This window comes from Methylomarinum vadi (assembly GCF_000733935.1).
Lineage (GTDB): Bacteria > Pseudomonadota > Gammaproteobacteria > Methylococcales > Methylomonadaceae > Methylomarinum > Methylomarinum vadi.
Genome location: NZ_JPON01000001.1, coordinates 68407 through 87042 on the forward strand (window position 1 = coordinate 68407; position 18636 = coordinate 87042).

16 protein-coding genes and 1 pseudogene are annotated in these 18636 nt (G+C 60.6%); 16 read left to right on the forward strand and 1 reads right to left on the reverse strand.

Annotated features, from left to right (window positions below; all coding sequences use genetic code 11):
- Positions 1-9 precede the first annotated feature (9 nt).
- The 14 genes from dnaK (at position 10) to gatC (ending at position 15052) form a co-directional block, all read left to right on the forward strand.
- Positions 10-1944, forward strand: a complete 1935-nt coding sequence (gene dnaK / locus EP25_RS0100400; protein ID WP_031432096.1) for a molecular chaperone DnaK — start codon at positions 10-12, stop codon at positions 1942-1944.
- 79 nt (positions 1945-2023) lie between these two features.
- Complete coding sequence (locus tag EP25_RS0100405) at positions 2024-2608, forward strand: MarC family protein (RefSeq protein WP_031432097.1); 585 nt, start codon at positions 2024-2026, stop codon at positions 2606-2608.
- A gap of 394 nt (positions 2609-3002) precedes the next feature.
- A complete protein-coding gene (locus EP25_RS0100410) occupies positions 3003-3914 on the forward strand; it encodes a YfdX family protein (RefSeq protein WP_051906971.1) in 912 nt (303 codons plus the stop codon).
- Positions 3915-4005: 91 nt separating this feature from the next.
- Positions 4006-4512, forward strand: coding sequence for an Hsp20/alpha crystallin family protein (locus EP25_RS0100415; RefSeq protein ID WP_031432099.1), 507 nt, complete (start codon positions 4006-4008; stop codon positions 4510-4512).
- Positions 4513-4532: 20 nt separating this feature from the next.
- The gene (locus tag EP25_RS0100420; protein ID WP_152555558.1) at positions 4533-5204 is read left to right on the forward strand and encodes a hypothetical protein; all 672 of its coding nucleotides are present in this window, start codon (positions 4533-4535) and stop codon (positions 5202-5204) included.
- Positions 5205-5250: 46 nt separating this feature from the next.
- A complete protein-coding gene (gene clpB / locus EP25_RS0100425; protein ID WP_031432101.1) occupies positions 5251-7848 on the forward strand; it encodes an ATP-dependent chaperone ClpB in 2598 nt (865 codons plus the stop codon).
- A gap of 92 nt (positions 7849-7940) precedes the next feature.
- Positions 7941-8894 (forward strand): DnaJ C-terminal domain-containing protein, encoded by a 954-nt coding sequence (locus tag EP25_RS0100430; RefSeq protein WP_031432102.1) that lies wholly within the window; start codon positions 7941-7943, stop codon positions 8892-8894.
- A gap of 3 nt (positions 8895-8897) precedes the next feature.
- On the forward strand, positions 8898-9215 hold the full coding sequence (locus EP25_RS0100435) for a chaperone modulator CbpM (protein ID WP_031432103.1): 318 nt from the start codon (positions 8898-8900) through the stop codon (positions 9213-9215).
- Positions 9216-9222: 7 nt separating this feature from the next.
- On the forward strand, positions 9223-10206 hold the full coding sequence (locus EP25_RS0100440; protein WP_152555559.1) for a zinc metalloprotease HtpX: 984 nt from the start codon (positions 9223-9225) through the stop codon (positions 10204-10206).
- 12 nt (positions 10207-10218) lie between these two features.
- A complete protein-coding gene (gene trxC / locus EP25_RS0100445) occupies positions 10219-10659 on the forward strand; it encodes a thioredoxin TrxC (protein WP_031432105.1) in 441 nt (146 codons plus the stop codon).
- A gap of 57 nt (positions 10660-10716) precedes the next feature.
- Positions 10717-11571 (forward strand): class II glutamine amidotransferase, encoded by an 855-nt coding sequence (locus tag EP25_RS0100450; protein WP_036300053.1) that lies wholly within the window; start codon positions 10717-10719, stop codon positions 11569-11571.
- 3 nt (positions 11572-11574) lie between these two features.
- Positions 11575-13473 carry an ATP-dependent zinc metalloprotease FtsH gene (gene ftsH, locus EP25_RS0100455; protein ID WP_036300054.1) on the forward strand — a complete coding sequence of 633 codons (1899 nt, stop codon included), beginning with the start codon at positions 11575-11577 and terminating at the stop codon, positions 13471-13473.
- 93 nt (positions 13474-13566) lie between these two features.
- On the forward strand, positions 13567-14703 hold the full coding sequence (locus tag EP25_RS0100460) for a S1C family serine protease (RefSeq protein ID WP_031432108.1): 1137 nt from the start codon (positions 13567-13569) through the stop codon (positions 14701-14703).
- 61 nt (positions 14704-14764) lie between these two features.
- Entirely contained in the window at positions 14765-15052 is a 288-nt protein-coding gene (gene gatC, locus EP25_RS0100465; protein ID WP_031432109.1) for an Asp-tRNA(Asn)/Glu-tRNA(Gln) amidotransferase subunit GatC, read from the forward strand.
- Between the two features lie 298 nt (positions 15053-15350).
- On the opposite strand, the gene EP25_RS0100470 is transcribed toward gatC, so the two are convergent.
- On the reverse strand, positions 15351-15881 hold the full coding sequence (locus EP25_RS0100470; protein WP_031432110.1) for a zinc ribbon-containing protein: 531 nt from the start codon (positions 15879-15881) through the stop codon (positions 15351-15353).
- 84 nt (positions 15882-15965) lie between these two features.
- On the opposite strand from EP25_RS0100470, the pseudogene tnpA reads away from it, so the two are divergent.
- Positions 15966-16397 (forward strand): annotated as a pseudogene (gene tnpA, locus EP25_RS0100475) (IS200/IS605 family transposase).
- 157 nt (positions 16398-16554) lie between these two features.
- On the forward strand, positions 16555-18585 hold the full coding sequence (gene ligA, locus EP25_RS0100485; protein WP_031432112.1) for an NAD-dependent DNA ligase LigA: 2031 nt from the start codon (positions 16555-16557) through the stop codon (positions 18583-18585).
- Positions 18586-18636: the final 51 nt, after the last annotated feature.

The window sequence follows — 18636 nt, forward strand, 5'->3', positions numbered from 1 at the left end:
AGAATAATCATGGCTAAGACGATCGGTATCGATCTGGGCACCACCAATTCCTGTGTGGCGGTGATGGAGGGCGACCAGCCCAAGGTGATCGAAAACAGCGAAGGCGGGCGCACCACACCGTCCATCGTGGCCTTCACGCCCGAGGGCGAGCTGCTGGTGGGCCAATCGGCCAAGCGCCAGGCGGTCACCAACCCGCAGAACACACTGTACGCCATCAAACGCCTGATCGGCCGTCGTTTCGACGACCCGGTGGTGCAAAAGGACGTGGGGATGGTGCCGTACAAGATCGTCAAGGCGGACAATGGCGACGCCTGGGTCGAGGTCAATGGCAAGAAAATGGCGCCACCGGAGATTTCCGCCAAGGTGCTCGCCAAGATGAAGCAGACCGCGGAAGACTATCTTGGCGAAAAGGTCACCGAGGCGGTCATCACCGTGCCCGCCTATTTCAACGACTCGCAGCGCCAGGCCACCAAGGATGCCGGGCGCATCGCCGGACTCGAGGTCAAGCGCATCATCAATGAGCCGACCGCGGCGGCGCTGGCCTACGGCATGGACAAAAAACGCGGCGACCAGAAGCTGGCCGTGTACGACCTGGGCGGTGGCACCTTTGATATCTCCATCATTGAGATCACCGAAGTGGACGGCGAACACCAGTTCGAGGTTCATTCGACCAACGGCGACACCTTTCTGGGAGGCGAGGATTTCGACAAGCGGCTGATCGACTTTCTGGCCGACGATTTCAAAAAGTCTCAGGGCATCGATCTGCGCGGCGATCCACTGGCCATGCAGCGGCTGAAAGAAGCGGCTGAAAAGGCCAAGATCGAACTGTCTTCCGCCCAGCAGACAGACGTTAATCTGCCTTACATTACCGCGGATTCGGCTGGCCCTAAGCACCTGAACGTGAAGATCACGCGCTCGAAGTTCGAATCACTGGTTGAGGATTTGATCGAACGCACCATCGAGCCATGCAAGATCGCACTGAAGGATGCAGGACTGAAGCCCTCCGAGATCGACGAGGTGATCCTGGTCGGCGGCCAGACGCGCATGCCCAAGGTGCAGGAGAAGGTTCGAGAGTTCTTCGGCAAGGAGCCACGCAAGGACGTCAACCCGGACGAGGCGGTTGCCATCGGCGCGGCCATCCAGGGCGCCGTGCTCAGCGGCGATGTTAAGGACGTGCTGTTGCTGGACGTGACGCCGTTATCGTTAGGGATCGAGACGCTTGGCGGCGTGATGACCAAGCTGATCGAGAAGAACACCACCATCCCGACCAAGGCGACCGAGGTATTCTCGACGGCCGACGACAACCAGTCCGCGGTAACCGTGCATGTGCTGCAGGGCGAGCGCGAGAAGGCGGCGGACAACAAGTCGCTCGGCCAGTTCAATCTCGAGGGTATCCCGCCGGCACCGCGCGGCACCCCGCAGATCGAAGTGACCTTCGATATCGACGCCAACGGCATCCTCAACGTCTCTGCCAAGGACAAGGCGACCGGCAAGGAGCAGTCCATCGTCATCAAGGCCTCCAGCGGTCTCGACGAGAGCGAGGTTCAGCGCATGATCAAGGATGCGGAGGCGCACGCCGAGGAAGACCGGCGGTTCCACGACCTGGTCCAGGCCCGCAACCAGGGCGACACGCTGATCCATGCGACGCGCAAATCCATGCGGGAACTGGGTGACAAGTTGGAGACGGCCGAGAAGGAAGCGATTGAGTCGGCGATCAAGGCGCTGGAGGAGGCCATCAAGGGCGATGACAAGGCCGCGATCGAGGACAGGAGCAAGGCGCTGAGTGAAGCGTCGGCCAAGATGGCCGAAAGGCTCTATTCTCAGCAAGGGGCCGGACAGGGGCAGCAAAGCGGCGCGGGAGCGTCAGCTGGTGGTTCAGGCGCCCATGCGGGTGATGAGGATGTCGTCGATGCGGAGTTCGAGGATGTGCCGAAGGACAAGTGATCCGGGCAGAGGCGACCAGGGCAGCCGATGGACTGCCCTGGTCGCTGTCGGCCCCTAGCGAATTTCGGCGGGTGGGTGCATGATCGAAAGCGCGTTGCTGCTGTTTTTGGTGATCGACCCCTTTGGCAACCTGCCTTTTGTCCTGTCGGTCATCGATAATGTGCCGATGGCCCGGTATCGTCGCATTATTCTGCGCGAGACGGCGCTGGCCTTTTTGATTCTCGCCCTGTTTGCGCTGGCCGGTGAGCGACTTTTGGGTTACTTGAACATTGAGCAGGCGGCCATCGCGGTAGCCGGCGGGGTTATCCTGTTTTTGATCTCGCTGAAGATGATCTTTCGTTCCGCCTCGGAGATCTTCGACGACAACTACCGCGATGATCCCTTTCTGGTACCCATCGCGGTGCCATCGCTGGCTGGACCGTCGGCGATCACCGCGGTGATGATCCTGCGCACACAACAGCAAACCGCCTTCGTAACCCTCATGGTCTCCTTGTGCCTAGTGATGGTGGTCACCGCCAGTGTGTTCCTGCTCGGTCGGCAACTCAGTACACGCCTGGGGCGGCGCGGACTACGGGCAACCGAGAAGCTAATGGGCTTGCTGCTCAATCTGGTGGCGGTCAATATGGTGTTGGTCGGTATCAGGGATTTTCTGTCTGCCGGCTGATCCGGAGGCTCGACGTTCTTCCGACGGGTTCCACACGCCATGCGGTGCACACCCCCGATGCTCTTGAAAGGGATTTCTTGACTGGCTGATCCTGGCCCGACGTATCACTGACGGAGCCCCCGGCCACTCTGGCCGGTCATGGCTCGGCCGCCATCGGCCAACCTGGCCGCATGTCTCGCTCTCTATACTAGAGAATCTCATCCTAACCCTTTGTATTTAGCCGTCTTCACCAATTGGCACGAATCTCGCTATGAGGGGTGAGGCAATCGAAAACGCTTAACACTTGAAATCGTTGGCATAGTGTTGAACGCAGACAAGGAAGGCTATCTGCTCGATCCCAATGTCTGGGATGAATGCGTGGCCGGAAACGAGTAAACCCGAAAGGAGACAGACGATGCAGACCTTGAAACTGAAGACCCTGACCGCCGCCCTGTTGGGCCTGGGCTTGATCGCTTCGGCGCCGAGCTTCGCTGAAAAAACGGCACTTCCGGCCGAAGCCCAGGCACAGTCCGAGGCAACCGAGTCGGTTCAGCCGCAGGTGGATGCGAAGACAACGGAGCAGGCGGCGGAAAAGCGCAAGAAGATCACCGCCGACGCCATCGCCGCGGTAGCCGAGACCAGGAATGCCTTGAAGCTGCTCGATGAGAAGAAGACCGACGAGGCCTTGGCTGCATTGGAAAGGGTGACCGGCAAGCTGGAGTTGATCCTGGCGCGTGATCCGAAACTGGCGTTGGCGCCGGTGGACGTCGAGGTCATCACCTATGACCTGTTGGCGGACCTGGATACCATCAAGGCAGTCATCAAGGAAGCAGAGGATTATCTAGAAGACGGTGAAGTCCAGAAGGCCCGTCCACTGGTGGCCAACCTGGCGAGCGAGATTCAATTCCGCACCACCAGCATTCCCCTGGCTTCCTACCCGAGCGCGATCAAGGCCGTCGCGCCGTTGATCGACGCGGGCAAGGTCGACGAGGCGAAGGCGGCATTGCAGGCCGCGCTGAACACGCTCGTGGTGACCACGGATGAGGTAATTCCGCTGCCTGTCCTGAGGGCCGAGAACCTGCTCAAAAAAGCCGAGGCGCTGGCGGAGAACGAGGATCGCACGGTTAAGGACAACGAGACCCTGGCCAGCCAACTCGCCGCGGCCCGGAACCAGCTCAAGATGGCCGAGCTGTTGGGTTATGGCAACAAGAAGGCATTCAAACCGATGTATGAACAGATCGATGCGATTGAACAGAAGACTGCCGGCGGCAAGGGCGGCAAGGGCTGGTTCGACAAGATCAAGCAGCAGTTGTCGGACCTGATCTGAAAACATGGGTAATGGCGCCAGGGGCGGGTGCTTCGCCGGCCCCGGCGCCAGGCAACAGCGTCAAACAAGGTTAATTTCTAGGAGGTCGACAATGTCCACGCTACATCAATTACGCGAAGGCCTGAACGAGGCCTGGGACACGCTGGTCGATGGTTGGCAGCGGCTGTACCGCCGTGCTGCGGGTGCCATCACGCGGTTCACCCCGGGCAAGAAGGCCCGGGAAGACGAAAAGGGCGCCGGTCAGGAGATCGCCGTGCGCAGCGCCGGTTGGGGCGTGCTGGCGGCGGAGGTCTTCGACGACGACGACCAGATCGTGGTGCGTCTCGAGGCCCCCGGTCTGGAGAAGTCGGATTTCGATCTGGAGGTGCTGGATAACTATCTGGTCGTGCGCGGCGAGAAGCAGATTGAACGTGAGCGGACCGAGGGTCGTTATCACGTCACCGAGTGTGCCTACGGTCGCTTCGAACGGGCGATACCGCTGCCCGACGAGGTGGACTCGTCCAAGGCCCGGGCCAACTACAAGAGCGGCGTACTGCGGATCGAGCTGCCCAAGGCGGTCTCGCGCCGCCGGCGGACCATCACCGTAGACGTGCATTGAAAACGTAAGGAGGCACTGCAATGAAGACTCATCCCGTTGCTCGTCTATCGTTGATCCTGCTGATGGTGTTCGCCTCGGCGGCGCACGCGCTGGACGGCGGTGTCGAGAGCCTGCGTCAGACCGGCAAGGCATTCGCCTCGGTCGCGCGGGCGGTATCGCCCTCTCGTTACGCCAAGGCCCTGTTGCAGGAGCAGTCTCGGCTGGTGAGCCTTTATGATGGGTCCATCTCCCTGGTCGACCCCGATCCGAGGCAGCCGATGTTGAGCGGCGGAGACCCGTATCTCGAGCGCCTCAATGTCCCGGTGACTGCGGCATTCAACAGCTATGTTCGAGACGACCTGGCGTTCCGCACAGACCTGCCTTATCTGCTGTTGAACGAAGAGGTGTTCGAGTCGTGGAACTGGCGGTCCGGCATACAGGGGCGGCAAGGGTTCGTGGAAGCGGTGGCAGACCTGAAGCGCGCCATGAGTGTCAACCCCGACTTGCAAGTGATGGTTACCCACGGCGTGTTCGACCTCGCGACGCCTTATTTCGCATCGGTGATCGCGATCGAACAGCTGGACCTGGATCCCGCCCTACAGGCCAATATCCGGTTGAAGGTTTACCACGGTGGCCACATGCTCTATCTCCACCAGCAGTCGCGCCTGGCACTGTTTGAAGATGCGCGGGATTTTTACCGGAGCATCCCATGACGATCCATGGCGCGCGGGGTGATAACTGAAAAAGCGGAGAACAGACATGAGAATGGACAAACTGACAAGTAAGTTTCAGATGGCCCTGGCCGATGCGCAGAGCCTGGCCGTGGGTCGTGATCATCAATTTATCGAACCGGCACATCTGCTGCTGGCCCTGCTGAACCAGGAAGGCGGCACGATTCGACCCCTGCTCGCGCAGGCGGGCGTGAATGTCAACCAACTGCGATCGAGCTTGGGAAAGGCATTGGATCACCTGCCGCAGGTGGAAGGAGTGGCGGGCGATGTGCATATTTCCAACGACCTGGGCCGGCTCCTCAACGTCACCGACAAGCTGGCGCAACAGCGCAAGGATCAGTACATCTCCAGTGAGCTGTTCGTGCTGGCGGCGGTGGAAGACAAAGGTAAGGTCGGCGAGTTGCTGCGCCAGGCCGGTGCCAGCAGGGAAACCCTGGAGCGGGCCATCGATCAGGTGCGCGGTGGTCAGAATATCGATGACCCCAATGCGGAAGAGCAGCGCCAGGCCCTGGAAAAATACACCATCGATCTGACCGAGCGCGCCGAGCAGGGCAAGCTCGATCCGGTGATTGGTCGTGACGACGAGATCCGTCGGGTCGTGCAGGTGCTGCAACGGCGTACCAAGAACAACCCGGTGCTGATTGGTGAGGCGGGTGTCGGCAAGACGGCCATCGTCGAAGGACTGGCCCAGCGCATCGTCAACGGTGAAGTACCGGAAGGCCTGAAGCACAAACGGCTGCTGTCGCTTGACATGGCGGCGCTGATTGCCGGCGCCAAGTACCGGGGCGAGTTCGAGGAGCGGCTCAAGGCCGTGCTGAACGACATCGCGAAGCAGCAAGGCAACATCATCCTGTTCATCGACGAGATCCACACCATGGTCGGCGCCGGCAAGGCCGAAGGCGCGATGGACGCGGGAAACATGCTCAAGCCCGCGTTGGCCCGGGGCGAGCTGCACTGCGTCGGCGCCACCACGCTGGATGAATATCGCCAGAACATCGAGAAGGATGCCGCGCTGGAGCGCCGTTTCCAGAAGGTGCTGGTGGACGAGCCCAGTGTCGAGGACACCATCGCGATTCTGCGCGGGCTGAAGGAGAAGTACGAATTGCATCATGGCGTGGAAATAACCGACCCGGCCATTGTCGCGGCGGCAACGCTGTCGCACCGCTACATCACCGATCGCCAGTTACCCGACAAGGCCATCGATCTGATCGACGAGGCGGCCTCGCGCCTGCGCATGGAAATCGATTCCATGCCGGAGGAAATGGATAAACTCGATCGGCGCCTGATCCAGCTGAAGATAGAACGCGAGGCGTTGAAGAAAGAGAGCGATGAGGCCTCGCGCAAGCGTTTGAGCGACCTGGAACAACAGATCACCGTACTGGAGCGGGAGTTCGCCGACCTGGAAGAGGTCTGGAAGGCGGAAAAGGCGGCCCTGCAGGGCACCACGCATGTCAAGGAAGAGCTCGATCGTACCCGCCTCGAATTTGAGGAAGCGCGCCGCGCAGGCGATCTGGCGCGCATGTCGGAGCTGCAGTACGGACGTATCCCGGAGTTGGAGCGGCAGTTGGATATGGCGGCCCAGGCCGAGATGCAGGAGATGAAGCTGCTGCACAACAAGGTGACCGATGAAGAGATCGCCGAGGTCATCTCCCGCTGGACCGGCATCCCGGTGTCCAAGATGCTCGAAGGCGAGCGTGAAAAACTACTCCAGATGGAAGACAATATCCACCGCCGTGTGATCGGTCAGGACGAGGCGATCAAGGCGGTCGCGGATGCCATCCGCCGTTCGCGTGCCGGCCTGGCCGACCCGAACCGGCCCAATGGGTCTTTCCTCTTCCTCGGCCCCACCGGTGTGGGCAAGACCGAACTGTGCAAGGCCCTGGCCGAGTTCCTGTTCGACACGGAAGAGGCCATGGTGCGCATCGACATGTCGGAGTTCATGGAGAAGCATTCCGTGGCCCGGTTGATCGGTGCGCCGCCCGGTTATGTGGGCTACGAGGAGGGCGGTTACCTCACCGAAGCCGTGCGTCGCCGGCCGTATGCGGTAATCCTGCTCGACGAGGTGGAGAAGGCCCATCCGGACGTCTTCAATGTGCTGTTGCAGGTCCTCGATGACGGCCGGCTCACCGACGGGCAGGGCCGTACCGTGGATTTCCGCAATACCGTGATTGTTATGACCTCCAACCTGGGCTCGGACATCATCCAGCAAAAGGCTGGCGAGGAGCGTTACCAGGAGATGAAAGCGGCGGTGATGGAGGTCGTGACGACCGCCTTCCGTCCCGAGTTCATCAACCGGCTGGACGAGATCGTGGTATTCCATCCACTGGTCAAAGAGCAGATCCGCGCGATCGCTACGATCCAGATCGAGCATCTGCGCAGGCGCCTGCAGGATCGGGAGCTGGGACTGGAGATCAGCGAGGCAGCACTGGACAAACTGGGCGAGGCCGGGTTCGATCCGGTCTACGGCGCGCGGCCGCTGAAGCGGGCGATCCAGCAGCAGCTGGAGAATCCACTGGCCCAGGAGATCCTGGCGGGAAGGTTTCAGCCCGGGGAGACTGTCGAGGTCGACGTCGAGGGCGGCGAGTTGACGTTTACGAGTGCGGTCACCGCGGAGCTGGTCGATTGAGCCCGGTAGGCCGATTGAGAGCGGCCAGGTTTTGTTCTTGGCAGCTTGGTGAAACAGTATGGGTATAAATAACAAGTGAATAGTGGTTAGCGATGGAATTCAAGGACTACTACAAGATCATGGGCGTCAAGCGCGACGCCAGCCAGGACGAGATCAAGCGTGCTTATCGCAAGCTGGCGCGTAAGTATCATCCGGACGTCAGCAAGGAAGCGGATGCCGAGGCCCGATTCAAGGAGGTTGGTGAGGCCTACGAGGTACTCAAGGATCCGGAAAAGCGTGCTGCTTACGATCAGCTCGGCGCCAACTGGAAGGCCGGGCAGGATTTCCGGCCACCACCGGACTGGGATCAGGGTTTCGAGTTCCACGGCGGTGGTTTCACCGGTGCGGATGCGGAGCAGTTCAGCGATTTTTTCGAAAGCCTGTTCGGCCGCGGAGGACTGGGTGGCGGCTATACCCGCCAGGCCCGTCGCGAGTTCCATGCCCGCGGCGAAGATACCTATGCGAAGGTCCTGATCGACCTGGAGGACGCCTATCAGGGTGCCACCCGCACGCTGACCTTGAAGCACACGGAACTGGGGCCGGACGGGCGTCCGCAGCTGAAGGAGCGCTCGCTCAACGTCCGCATTCCCAAAGGGGTGCGCCAGGGGCAGCACATCCGTTTGGCCAAGCAGGGCGGCGCCGGCATCGGCAAGGGCGAGGCCGGTGACCTCTATCTGGAAGTTGAATTTCGACCGCATGCTTTCTATCAGGTCGAGGGCAAGGATGTTTACGTGACCCTTCCTGTGGCGCCCTGGGAGGCAGCGCTCGGCGCAACGGTGAAGGCGCCGACGCCGACCGGGCCGGTCGACCTGAAGGTTCCCGCCAACTCCACGGGCGGCCGTAAGCTGCGCCTGAAAGGACGCGGCATTCCCGCCAAGGAACCCGGCGACCTCTATGTGGTGCTACAGATCGCGTTGCCGAAGGCGGACAACGATGCGGCGAAGCAGGCCTACCGGGCATTCGAGAAGGCCACCGAGTTCAATCCGCGCGCACACCTGGGGGTTTGAGTCATGGCGAAAGGGGATCTGTTAAAACTACTGTCGGGCGAGATCTTCGAGGAGGAGATCGAGTTGAGTCTGGCCGACCTGTGTCGCGCCTGCCAGCTGCCTGCGGAACGCGTCTTCGAACTGGTAGAGCAAGGCGTCATCGAGCCGGTCGGACGCGATCCCGCGCGTTGGCGATTTCAAGGCATCAGCGTGCGGCGGGTGCGCTGCGCACAACGCCTGGAGCAGGATCTGGGCGTGAACGTGGCCGGGGCGGCATTGGCGATCGATCTGCTGGAAGAGCTGGAGCGGCTGCGCGCGCGTCTGCGCCGTTTGGAAGGATAGGTGGGAAATGACCGCGGCATACCCCATCGATACCGATGCCTGGCTGCAACACGCCTGGCGCAATCGACTGCAGTCGCTGCTTCTGCTGGCCGTGATGGCGGGGTTTCTTGCCCTGCTGGGATGGCTGTTGTGGGGGCGGGACCGCCTGTTCGTGCTCATATCGGTAGGCGTGGTCGCCGTCCTGGCCAACCCGGCATTTTCGCCCTGGCTGATCATGCGAATGTACGGGGCGAGGCCACTGGATCACGCTGAGGCGCCGGTGCTGTGGCGCGCCATGTCTGAGTTGACTGCGCGGGCCGGTCTTGCATCGCGCCCCGAGCTCTTCTACGTACCGAGTCGGATGCTCAATGCCTTTGCTGTTGGGACCCGGGAACAATCGGCGATTGCGGTCACCGACGGCCTTTTGCGGCAGTTGGAGTTGGACGAACTGATCGGGGTGTTGGCCCATGAGGTCAGCCACATCCGCAGCAACGACCTGTGGGTGATGGGGCTCGCGGATCTGTTCAGTCGGGCGACCAGCTTTTTATCGCTGCTCGGGCAGTTCCTATTGCTGCTGAACCTGCCGCTGATCCTGTTCTCGCAGGTCACGATCAGCTGGTGGGCGATCCTGCTGCTGATCTTCGCGCCGAACCTGAGCGCCCTGGCGCAACTGGCCTTGTCGCGTACCCGTGAATACGACGCCGACCTCAATGCGGCCAGGCTGACCGGGAATCCGGAAGGCCTGGCGCGGGCCCTGGCCAAGATCGAAAAGCTACAGGGCGGCTGGCTGGAACGCATCTTCCTGCCGGGACGCAGGGTCCCCGAACCCTCGTTATTGCGTACCCATCCGGAGACCGAAGCGCGCATCACGCGCCTGATGACGCTGAAACCGGAGTTAAAAGGCGCCGACCAGGCATGGACGCGCAGAAAAACAGTGCCAGACATCGATGCCTTGTTGGGGGCCCGAGTGCGCCGGGTGCCCCACTGGCACATGAATGGGCTTTGGTATTAGGGAGATTTAGCTATGAGTGAAAGCCTACACATCGTTTGCCCGTACTGTGATGCGGTTAACCGCATTCCCGCCGCACGGTTAAATGAACAACCCAAATGCGGAAAATGTCACAGGCAGCTGTTCGATTCGCACCCGATCGAGCTCGGCGGCACGAACTTTCAGAAGCATGTCAGCCGCAATGACATCCCCGTGGTCGTGGATTTCTGGGCGCCCTGGTGCGGCCCGTGCAAGATGATGGCGCCGGCCTTTGAGCAGGCCGCCGCCCAGCTCGAACCCAGGGTCCGCCTGGCCAAGGTCAACACCGAGGCGGAACAGATGCTGGGGGCACAGTACGGGATCCGCAGTATCCCGACCCTGGCGATGTTCCATGGTGGGCGAGAGATCGCACGTCAGCCCGGGGCGATGGGTGCCGCAGACATCATCCGTTGGGTCAACGGGAATATCCCTGGATAGAGGGGGCAGGTTGAATGGTCTTGTCATCCCCAACGGGCAAAGCACAGGTGTCGATCCATGTGTGAGCTTTTCGCCCTGTCCAGCCGCATCCCGACGACCGTGGGATTCACCCTGGAGCGGCTCGCCCGCCGGGGAGGGATCGAGGGGCCGCACCGCGACGGCTGGGGCGTGGCCTTCTATGAAGGGGCGGATGTGTTCCTGCTGCGCGAACCCCGGGCGGCGGCCCAGAGCGATCTGGTGCGCTACATAGAGCGGCATGCGCCTCCCAGCCAGCTGGTGGTCTCGCATATTCGCCGGGCGACGAGGGGTGAGCCGGCGCTGCGTAATACACAGCCCTTCGTCCGCGAACTGGGTGGTTATACGCATGTGTTTGCGCACAACGGTGAGCTGGGCGGTATCGAGCGGCGACGCGATTTTCTGCCGGGCCGTTTTCGGCCGGTCGGCGACACCGATTCGGAACTGGTCTTCTGCAGCCTGCTCGATCGTCTGGATGATCTCTGGACGGCAGCCGGTGGATGCCTGCCACCATTGCCCGAGCGTCTGGAGGTTGTGGCGGCATTCGCTGGAGAGTTGCGCGAGTTTGGCCCCGCCAACTTCCTCTATGCCGACGGCGATGCCTTGTTTGCCCATGCGCACCGGCGCATTCAGGCCGATGGGCACGAAGGGCCACCGGGTCTGCACTTGCTCGAGCGTAGTGGCGAGGAGCCACCGGCCGATTTGGCTACCTCGGGTGTGACATTGACCTCGGTGCGCCAGGAAGCGGTACTGCTTGCCAGCGTGCCGCTGACGGATGAGCCCTGGCAACCGCTGCCGGAGGGTGAGGTTGTCGTCGTCATGAATGGCGCCGTTGTCGCGCGCGCTCCATGCTTTGGATCGAAGGTAATCCATTCCATCGAAACGACACGGGAGTGAGCGATGAACAAGAGCGACTACAGCAACAAGGACGGGCCGGACATCGAGGTCAACAAGACCAGCAAACAACCCGTCTGGCAGAACCCGCAGTTCAACCTGATTCTCTACCTGGTTTTTATCTTCGCGTCGTTTCACTTCTGGCAGCAGCTGCAGGATACCAAGCGGCTCGAGATCCCGTACAGCGCCTTCCTCGAACACGTGGAGAAACAAGAGGTGGCCGAGGCCGTGGTTACCGACAAGGCCATCATGGGATTGTTGAAGACGAACGATCCGCAAACGGGGCGACCACAGCAGTTCATCACGATCCCGCTGTGGAACCAGGAGCTGGCCGACAAGCTCGCCAGTCAGGGCGTCCGTTACACCGTGCGTTACGAAAACAACTGGCTGAGCAACTTCCTGTTCAACTGGGTGCTGCCGTTCGGCGTGTTGTTTCTGCTCTGGGGGTGGATGGCCCGGCGCATGGGCACTATGGGCAAGGGTATTCTCAACATCGGTAACCGGGTGCGAGTTCATCCCGACCAACGGCCCAAGGTCACGTTCGACGATGTCGCGGGCTATGAAGACGTGAAACAGGAGCTGCGCGAGACCGTCGAATTTCTCAAGGACCCGGCGCGGATCAAGGCTTTGGGCGCACGCAGTCCCAAGGGTGTCCTGCTTGTGGGGCCGCCCGGGACCGGCAAGACCCTGTTCGCCCGCGCGGTGGCCGGCGAGGCTCAGGTGCCGTTTTTCAATATCAGCGGTTCGGAATTCATCGAGATGTTCGTCGGTGTGGGCGCGGCGCGGGTGCGCGAGATGTTCGACCAGGCGCGCCAGAAGGCACCCTGCATCATCTTTATCGACGAGATCGACGCCATCGGCCGTTCCCGCAGTGGCGGGCCTGTCATGGGTGGTCATGACGAGCGCGAGCAGACCCTCAATCAGCTGCTCACCGAGATGGACGGTTTCGACTCCTCCACCGGCGTGGTGGTGATGGCGGCGACCAACCGGCCGGAGATCCTCGATCAGGCGCTGTTGCGCGCGGGGCGTTTCGATCGCCGGGTCCTGGTGGACAAACCGGATTTCGTGGCCAGGCAGGGCATCCTGCAGCTCTATGCGAACAAGATGAAACTGGCGCCGGATGTGGACCTGGCGGTGGTGGCGAAACGCACGCCCGGCTTCGTCGGCGCCGATCTGGAGAACATCTGTAACGAGGCCGCCATCCACGCCCTGCGCAGCGACCGCGAGCAGGTGACGATGAGTGACTTCGAGGCGGCGATCGACCGGGTGATCGCCGGCCCGGAGGCCAGGCAGCGGGCCTTGAGCCCGGAGGAAAAGCACCGTGTTGCCGTCCACGAGTCGGGGCACGCGCTGATTGCCGTCAATGTACCGACCGGCGCGCCGGTGCATCGTGTCACCATCATTCCGCGCGCCATCGGTGCCCTGGGCTTCACCCTGCAACTGCCCGTGGAAGAGAAGTATCTCTCCACTACCGAAGAGATGAAGGACCAGATCGCCATCCTGCTGGGTGGCCGGGTCGCCGAGGAGCAGGTGCTCGGCAGTATCTCCTCGGGGGCCTCCAACGACCTGGAGCGGGCAACGGAGATCGCCCGTACCATGGTCGCGCGTCTGGGCATGAGCGACAGCCTCGGGCCGGTGGTCTACGGCCGCCAGCAGCAGTTGCAGTACCTGAACAGTGCGCAGACGGTCGAGGAGCGCAATTTCAGTGAGGCCACCGCGCAGGCCATTGATGCGGAGGTCAAGGCACTGGTGGAAGAGGGCAGGAACCGTGCCCGGGAGATCCTCACCCGTTGCCGACTGGCGTTGGATAAGCTGACAGCCGAACTCGAGGACAAGGAGACATTGAGTGGTGATGACGTGACCCGGATAGCTGCGGGCTGTGATGTGGGAAACGCCCCCAAATAGAATCGGTCACCATGTCACGGTGCCGATAAAATCTGACTGTCTCGATAACTGGGCGAGATGACATTATGTTTATAACGAAGCGTTATCTTATCTATGCAAACGCACTATCAACCTGACCCGGTCCTGCGACGTCTGCGTTGGCTGACCTGGACCATCGTACTGATCCTGGTTCTCTGGCAGTTCCTGCCCTGGATTGAACGCTATCTGATCGGCATGACGTCAGAACCACGAGCCGTCACGGCGCGCGGCGAACTGGCGGCCGACGAGCGGTCGACTATTAAGATCTTCGAGCAGTCCAGCCCCTCGGTGGTGTTCATCAGCACCCGCCAGCGGGTACGCGATCTCTGGACGCGGAATGTCTTCAGCGTGCCGAGGGGAACGGGTTCGGGGTTCATTTGGGACGACCTGGGTCATGTGGTGACGAACAACCATGTGATAGAGGGGGCTTCCGAGGCGACCGTGCGGCTCAACGACGGGCGCCGCTATAGTGCTGTGCTCGTTGGCACCAGCCCTGCCCACGACTTGGCCGTGTTGCGCATCAACGTGGCCTTCGACCGGCCGCCGCCGGTACCCGTGGGAACGAGTGGCGACCTAAAGGTGGGGCAGAAAGTGTTTGCCATCGGCAACCCGTTCGGTCTCGATTACACGCTGACCAGCGGTCTGGTTTCGGCGCTGGACCGGTCGCTGGCCGAAGACAACGGCGCCACCATAGAGCACCTGATCCAGACCGATGCGGCGATCAACCCGGGTAACTCCGGGGGACCGCTGTTGGACAGTGCCGGCCGTTTGATAGGCATCAACACCGCGATCTACAGCCCGTCCGGCGCCTACGCGGGGATAGGATTCGCGGTCCCAGTGGATACCGTGAACCGGGTGGTGCCGCAGCTGATTGCGCGCGGTAAATACATACGCCCCAGTCTCGGTGTGAGCGTTGATGCGGGTATCAATCGGGCACTCACGAAGCAACTCGGTATTGAAGGCGTCCTCTTGCTCAAGGTCGAACCGGGTTCGGCAGCCGATGTGGCTGGTTTGCGTGGGACCAAGATCGATCGTGACGGTGATGTCATTCCCGGCGATATCATCATCGCCGTGGCAGGTCAGCCGGTGGACTCTGTCACCGCGCTGCTGGGGCGGCTCGATGATCATCGTATCGGGGATCAAGTTACCCTGCGTATCTGGCGTGCCGGACGCGAACTGGATGTCGATGTCGTTCTACAAGGAGGGACCTGATCGAGCCGGCCGAAACGCGGTGTTGGTCAATTCAAGGTGATCGAGTGGGAGGTCATGGCGTATGGTTTTGACAACCGATGATGTACTCAAGGTGGCGCATCTTGCGCGGTTGGCCGTCGACGAGACTGAGCTGGATGCCTACGCCAAAGAGCTTTCCAGCATTCTCGATCTGGTTCAACAGATGGATACCATAGACACGAAAGGGGTGGTGCCCATGGCGCACCCTTTGGATATGGCGCAGCGATTGCGCCCCGATGTGGTGACGGAAACCAACCAAAGAGAGCTGCTGCAATCCGTCGCGCCCCTTGTCGAAGATGGCTTGTACCTGGTGCCGCGTGTCATTGAGTAGAAGGGAAATATTCGGGGCCTGCCAAACAGGGAGTCAAACGGATTTGGCACCAAACCAACGTCTGATGGTTTCCTTCTCGGATTCACTCCAGTTCTGATGCAGGAGCTTTTCCCGATCGAGACCATTGCAGGTCTGGCCAACCTTGTCGCCCGGCAAACGGCGGTAGCCGCAGCGGGTGCAGACCAATCGTTTTCCGCCTGTCTCTTGAACCCACTCGTGAACCGTGTTGAGCAGGTCTGAAAGTCTCACTGCCTCACTACCCGGATCCGTTGTAGTCTTTTGCTGAGGCACCCTTGGCTTACTTGCCCTTGACTCGTTCATACACGGTGGCGTGACATTTCGGGCAGGGCGGTATACGCCCGGTGCGTTCAAAATGCACCCGTTCGCCACAGGCGCGACAGCGTAGCGTGCCGATGGTGGTGATTTCTCCGGTATGCCATTCTGTTACGCGTTGCCTGGCTTTATCCAGGTGACGGAGTTCGAGTTTCGCCGCTTCCGCCAGCGTGCGGAAACGGTGGAGGAGAGTTTTCTCTATCAGCAGCAGGCTGAGGCGCAGCCAGTCCGCCAGTTCACGTTCCTCTTCAGCCAGATGGCGTCCCACATCGTGGAGGTCACGGGTGATGAACTCGTGTATCTTGGTAGCTTCTTCTTGGGTCAGCTCCCCTAACGCGACCGCCTTTTCGCGCGCTGCCTGCAGGGCGCTTGTCAGGGAATGCTCGGAACGCGCCTCAGTCGCATCAAGAGTGTGCTCCGCACGCTGAAGCATCCGGTCGTAGGCATGGACCAGCCTGTCTGCGGGTGAGGCCTGATTTTCTTTCGAATCGGTCATATTTTTAATTATCCATCATAAGGTTTAAACCACCGGCTTTAGCCGGTCAGCTTTAGCTGCGATAATTTGCCCAAGGAGGTGGCGATGGACTATAGATACGGCAGCCATACGGTTTACCAAATTGAGTATCATTTTGTTTGGGTTACGAAGTATCGTTATAAAGTGCTGAAGGATGAAATAGCCGAACAAGTGAGAGACTTGGTGCGGCAGACATGCGAAGCCTTTGAGATACGGATTATCAAAGGTGTCGTGAGCAAAGATCATGTGCACATTTTGGTGAGTGCGCCGCCGACTATGGCCCCAAGCGAAATCATGAGGCGAATCAAGGGACGAACTTCGAGCTATCTGTTCGAAGAGTTCCCGCACTTGAAAAAGCGATATTGGGGTCGACATTTTTGAGCCCGCGGTTATTTTTGCGCCACAGTGGGGCAAATGACTGATGAGATGATAAAGCAATATTTGGAGCATCACTTTGAACCTAATCCAAACGATAATTTCAAGATGGAGCCCGACTAAGACGCGTCGTTTAGTCGACGCGTATCCGGACTTTCAGTCCGTTATTGGAACCCACCCGCTTGAGCGGGTGGTTGTTTAGTATCTCAAATCAAACAGCTCATCACCGGCTGGCCCTGGGTGCCGCCTAATCGAGAGCGGCCTTGATAAACTGCACATTATGAAAGAAATCGAAGAGCGATTGAAGCGGCTCCGGGCCGAGATCGAGGACCACAATTACCGATACTACGTCCTCGATGCGCCGATCATTTCCGATGCCAAGTACGACAAACTGTTGCGCGAATTACTGCAGCTGGAGGCCGCCCATCCCGAACTGATAACACCTGACTCGCCGACCCTGCGCGTCGGTGCAGCACCCTCGGATCGATTCGCTGAATTTTCCCACGGTGAACCGATGTTGTCCCTGGACAATGCCGTCGATGAGAACGAGGTCCGTGAATGGGACCGCCGGGTAAAGGGGGGGCTCGGGGCGAGCAAGGATGTGTACTACACGGCGGAACCCAAGTTCGACGGCGTATCTGTCGATCTCGTGTACGAGGCTGGCGTTCTCACTGGCGCCGGAACGCGGGGTGACGGTCGCAGCGGTGAGACGGTCACGGCCAACGTGCGCACGATCCGCAGTGTGCCGCTCAGGTTGCGCGGCAGAGGTTGGCCCAGGTTTTTGGAGGTCCGCGGCGAGATCGTCATAGGAAAAAGCGATTTCGAAACATTAAACGCGGAGCAGGCGAGGCTGGGAAAGGCGCAGTTCGCCAATCCGCGTAACGCCGCGGCAGGTAGCCTGCGCCAGCTGGATCCACGCATCACCGCGTCGCGCCCGCTCAGTTTTTACCCCTGGGGTTTGGGATCGGTCGAAGGTGGTGGCATACCATCGAGCTATTCCAAGGTCGCCGAAAGACTTCGCGAATGGGGATTCGGCGTAACGTCGTTGTTGAAGCGTGTTCAGGGGTGTGACGGTTGCCTTGCCTATTTCGATGAGCTCGCTGCCATTCGCGCGGACTTGCCGTTTGAGATCGACGGGGTCGTGTACAAGGTCGACGATCTGGCAGCGCGCGCGAGGCTGGGGGCAACAGCGCGTGCGCCGCGGTGGGCAATTGCGCACAAGTTTCAGGCGAAGGAGGAGATCACGGTCATCGAGGCGATTGAAGTCTCGGTGGGTCGTACCGGTGTGCTGACGCCGGTGGCCGTGCTCAGCCCCGTACAGCTTGGTGGTGTTACCGTGACGCATGCAAGCCTGCACAACCAGGATGAGGTCACGCATAAGGACATTCGGGTCGGCGACTCTGTGATCGTGCGCCGCGCCGGCGATGTCATCCCTCAGGTGGTGGCGGTCGTCAGGGAAAAGCGGCCGCCGGCAACGCAACCTTGGCGGATGCCGGTGAAATGCCCGGCTTGTGGCTCGGACGTGTTGCGCGAAGAAGGCCAGGCGGCACATCGCTGTATGGGCGGACTGTTCTGTCCGGCACAGCGCGCTGGTGCACTCGCTCATTTCGCGTCGCGCAGGGCAATGGACATCAAGGGTTTGGGGGAAAAGCTGATCCAGCAGCTCGTCGCCTGCGACAGGGTGCACACCGTCGCGGACCTGTATCGGCTGAAACAAGAGGATATCGTCCGCCTCGAACACATGGCGGAGCGCTCGGCCCGGAATCTGCTTAATCAGATCGATAACAGCAGGCAGACCACGCTACCGCGTCTGCTCTATGCACTGGGAATCCCGCAGGTTGGCGAGATCAAGGCGCGCGCATTGGCAGTGTTTTATGGAGACCTTAGCCAAGTTATCGAGGCACGGCCGGAGACGCTACAACAGGTCGAAGGCATCGGGCCGGATGTCGCCACCGAGATTTACACGTTCTTTCACCAACAGCGAAATCGGGACGTCATCAAGGAGCTGGAAGCAGCCGGCGTGCGTTGGCCAAAGGGCTTGCGCGGGAAGACGGGCCTGCCCCTGGTGGGCAGGACGTTTGTCTTCACTGGGACCCTGGCCTCGTTGTCGCGCGATGCGGCAAAGGAAGTCCTTGTCGAACTTGGAGCCCGGGTGACGGACAGCGTGTCGAAGAATATCGATTACGTCATCGTAGGAAGCCGGCCGGGAGCCAAAGCGGAAAACGCGAAGGCCCTTGGCATCGCCACTTTGACGGAGAACGAGTTTCTGAGCCTCTTGAACGAGGCGCATCAAGCACGACCGCTTCGTTGAATGACCAGCCTCTAATAGGTTTGCAGAATTTTCCGGAATTGTGTCTTTACT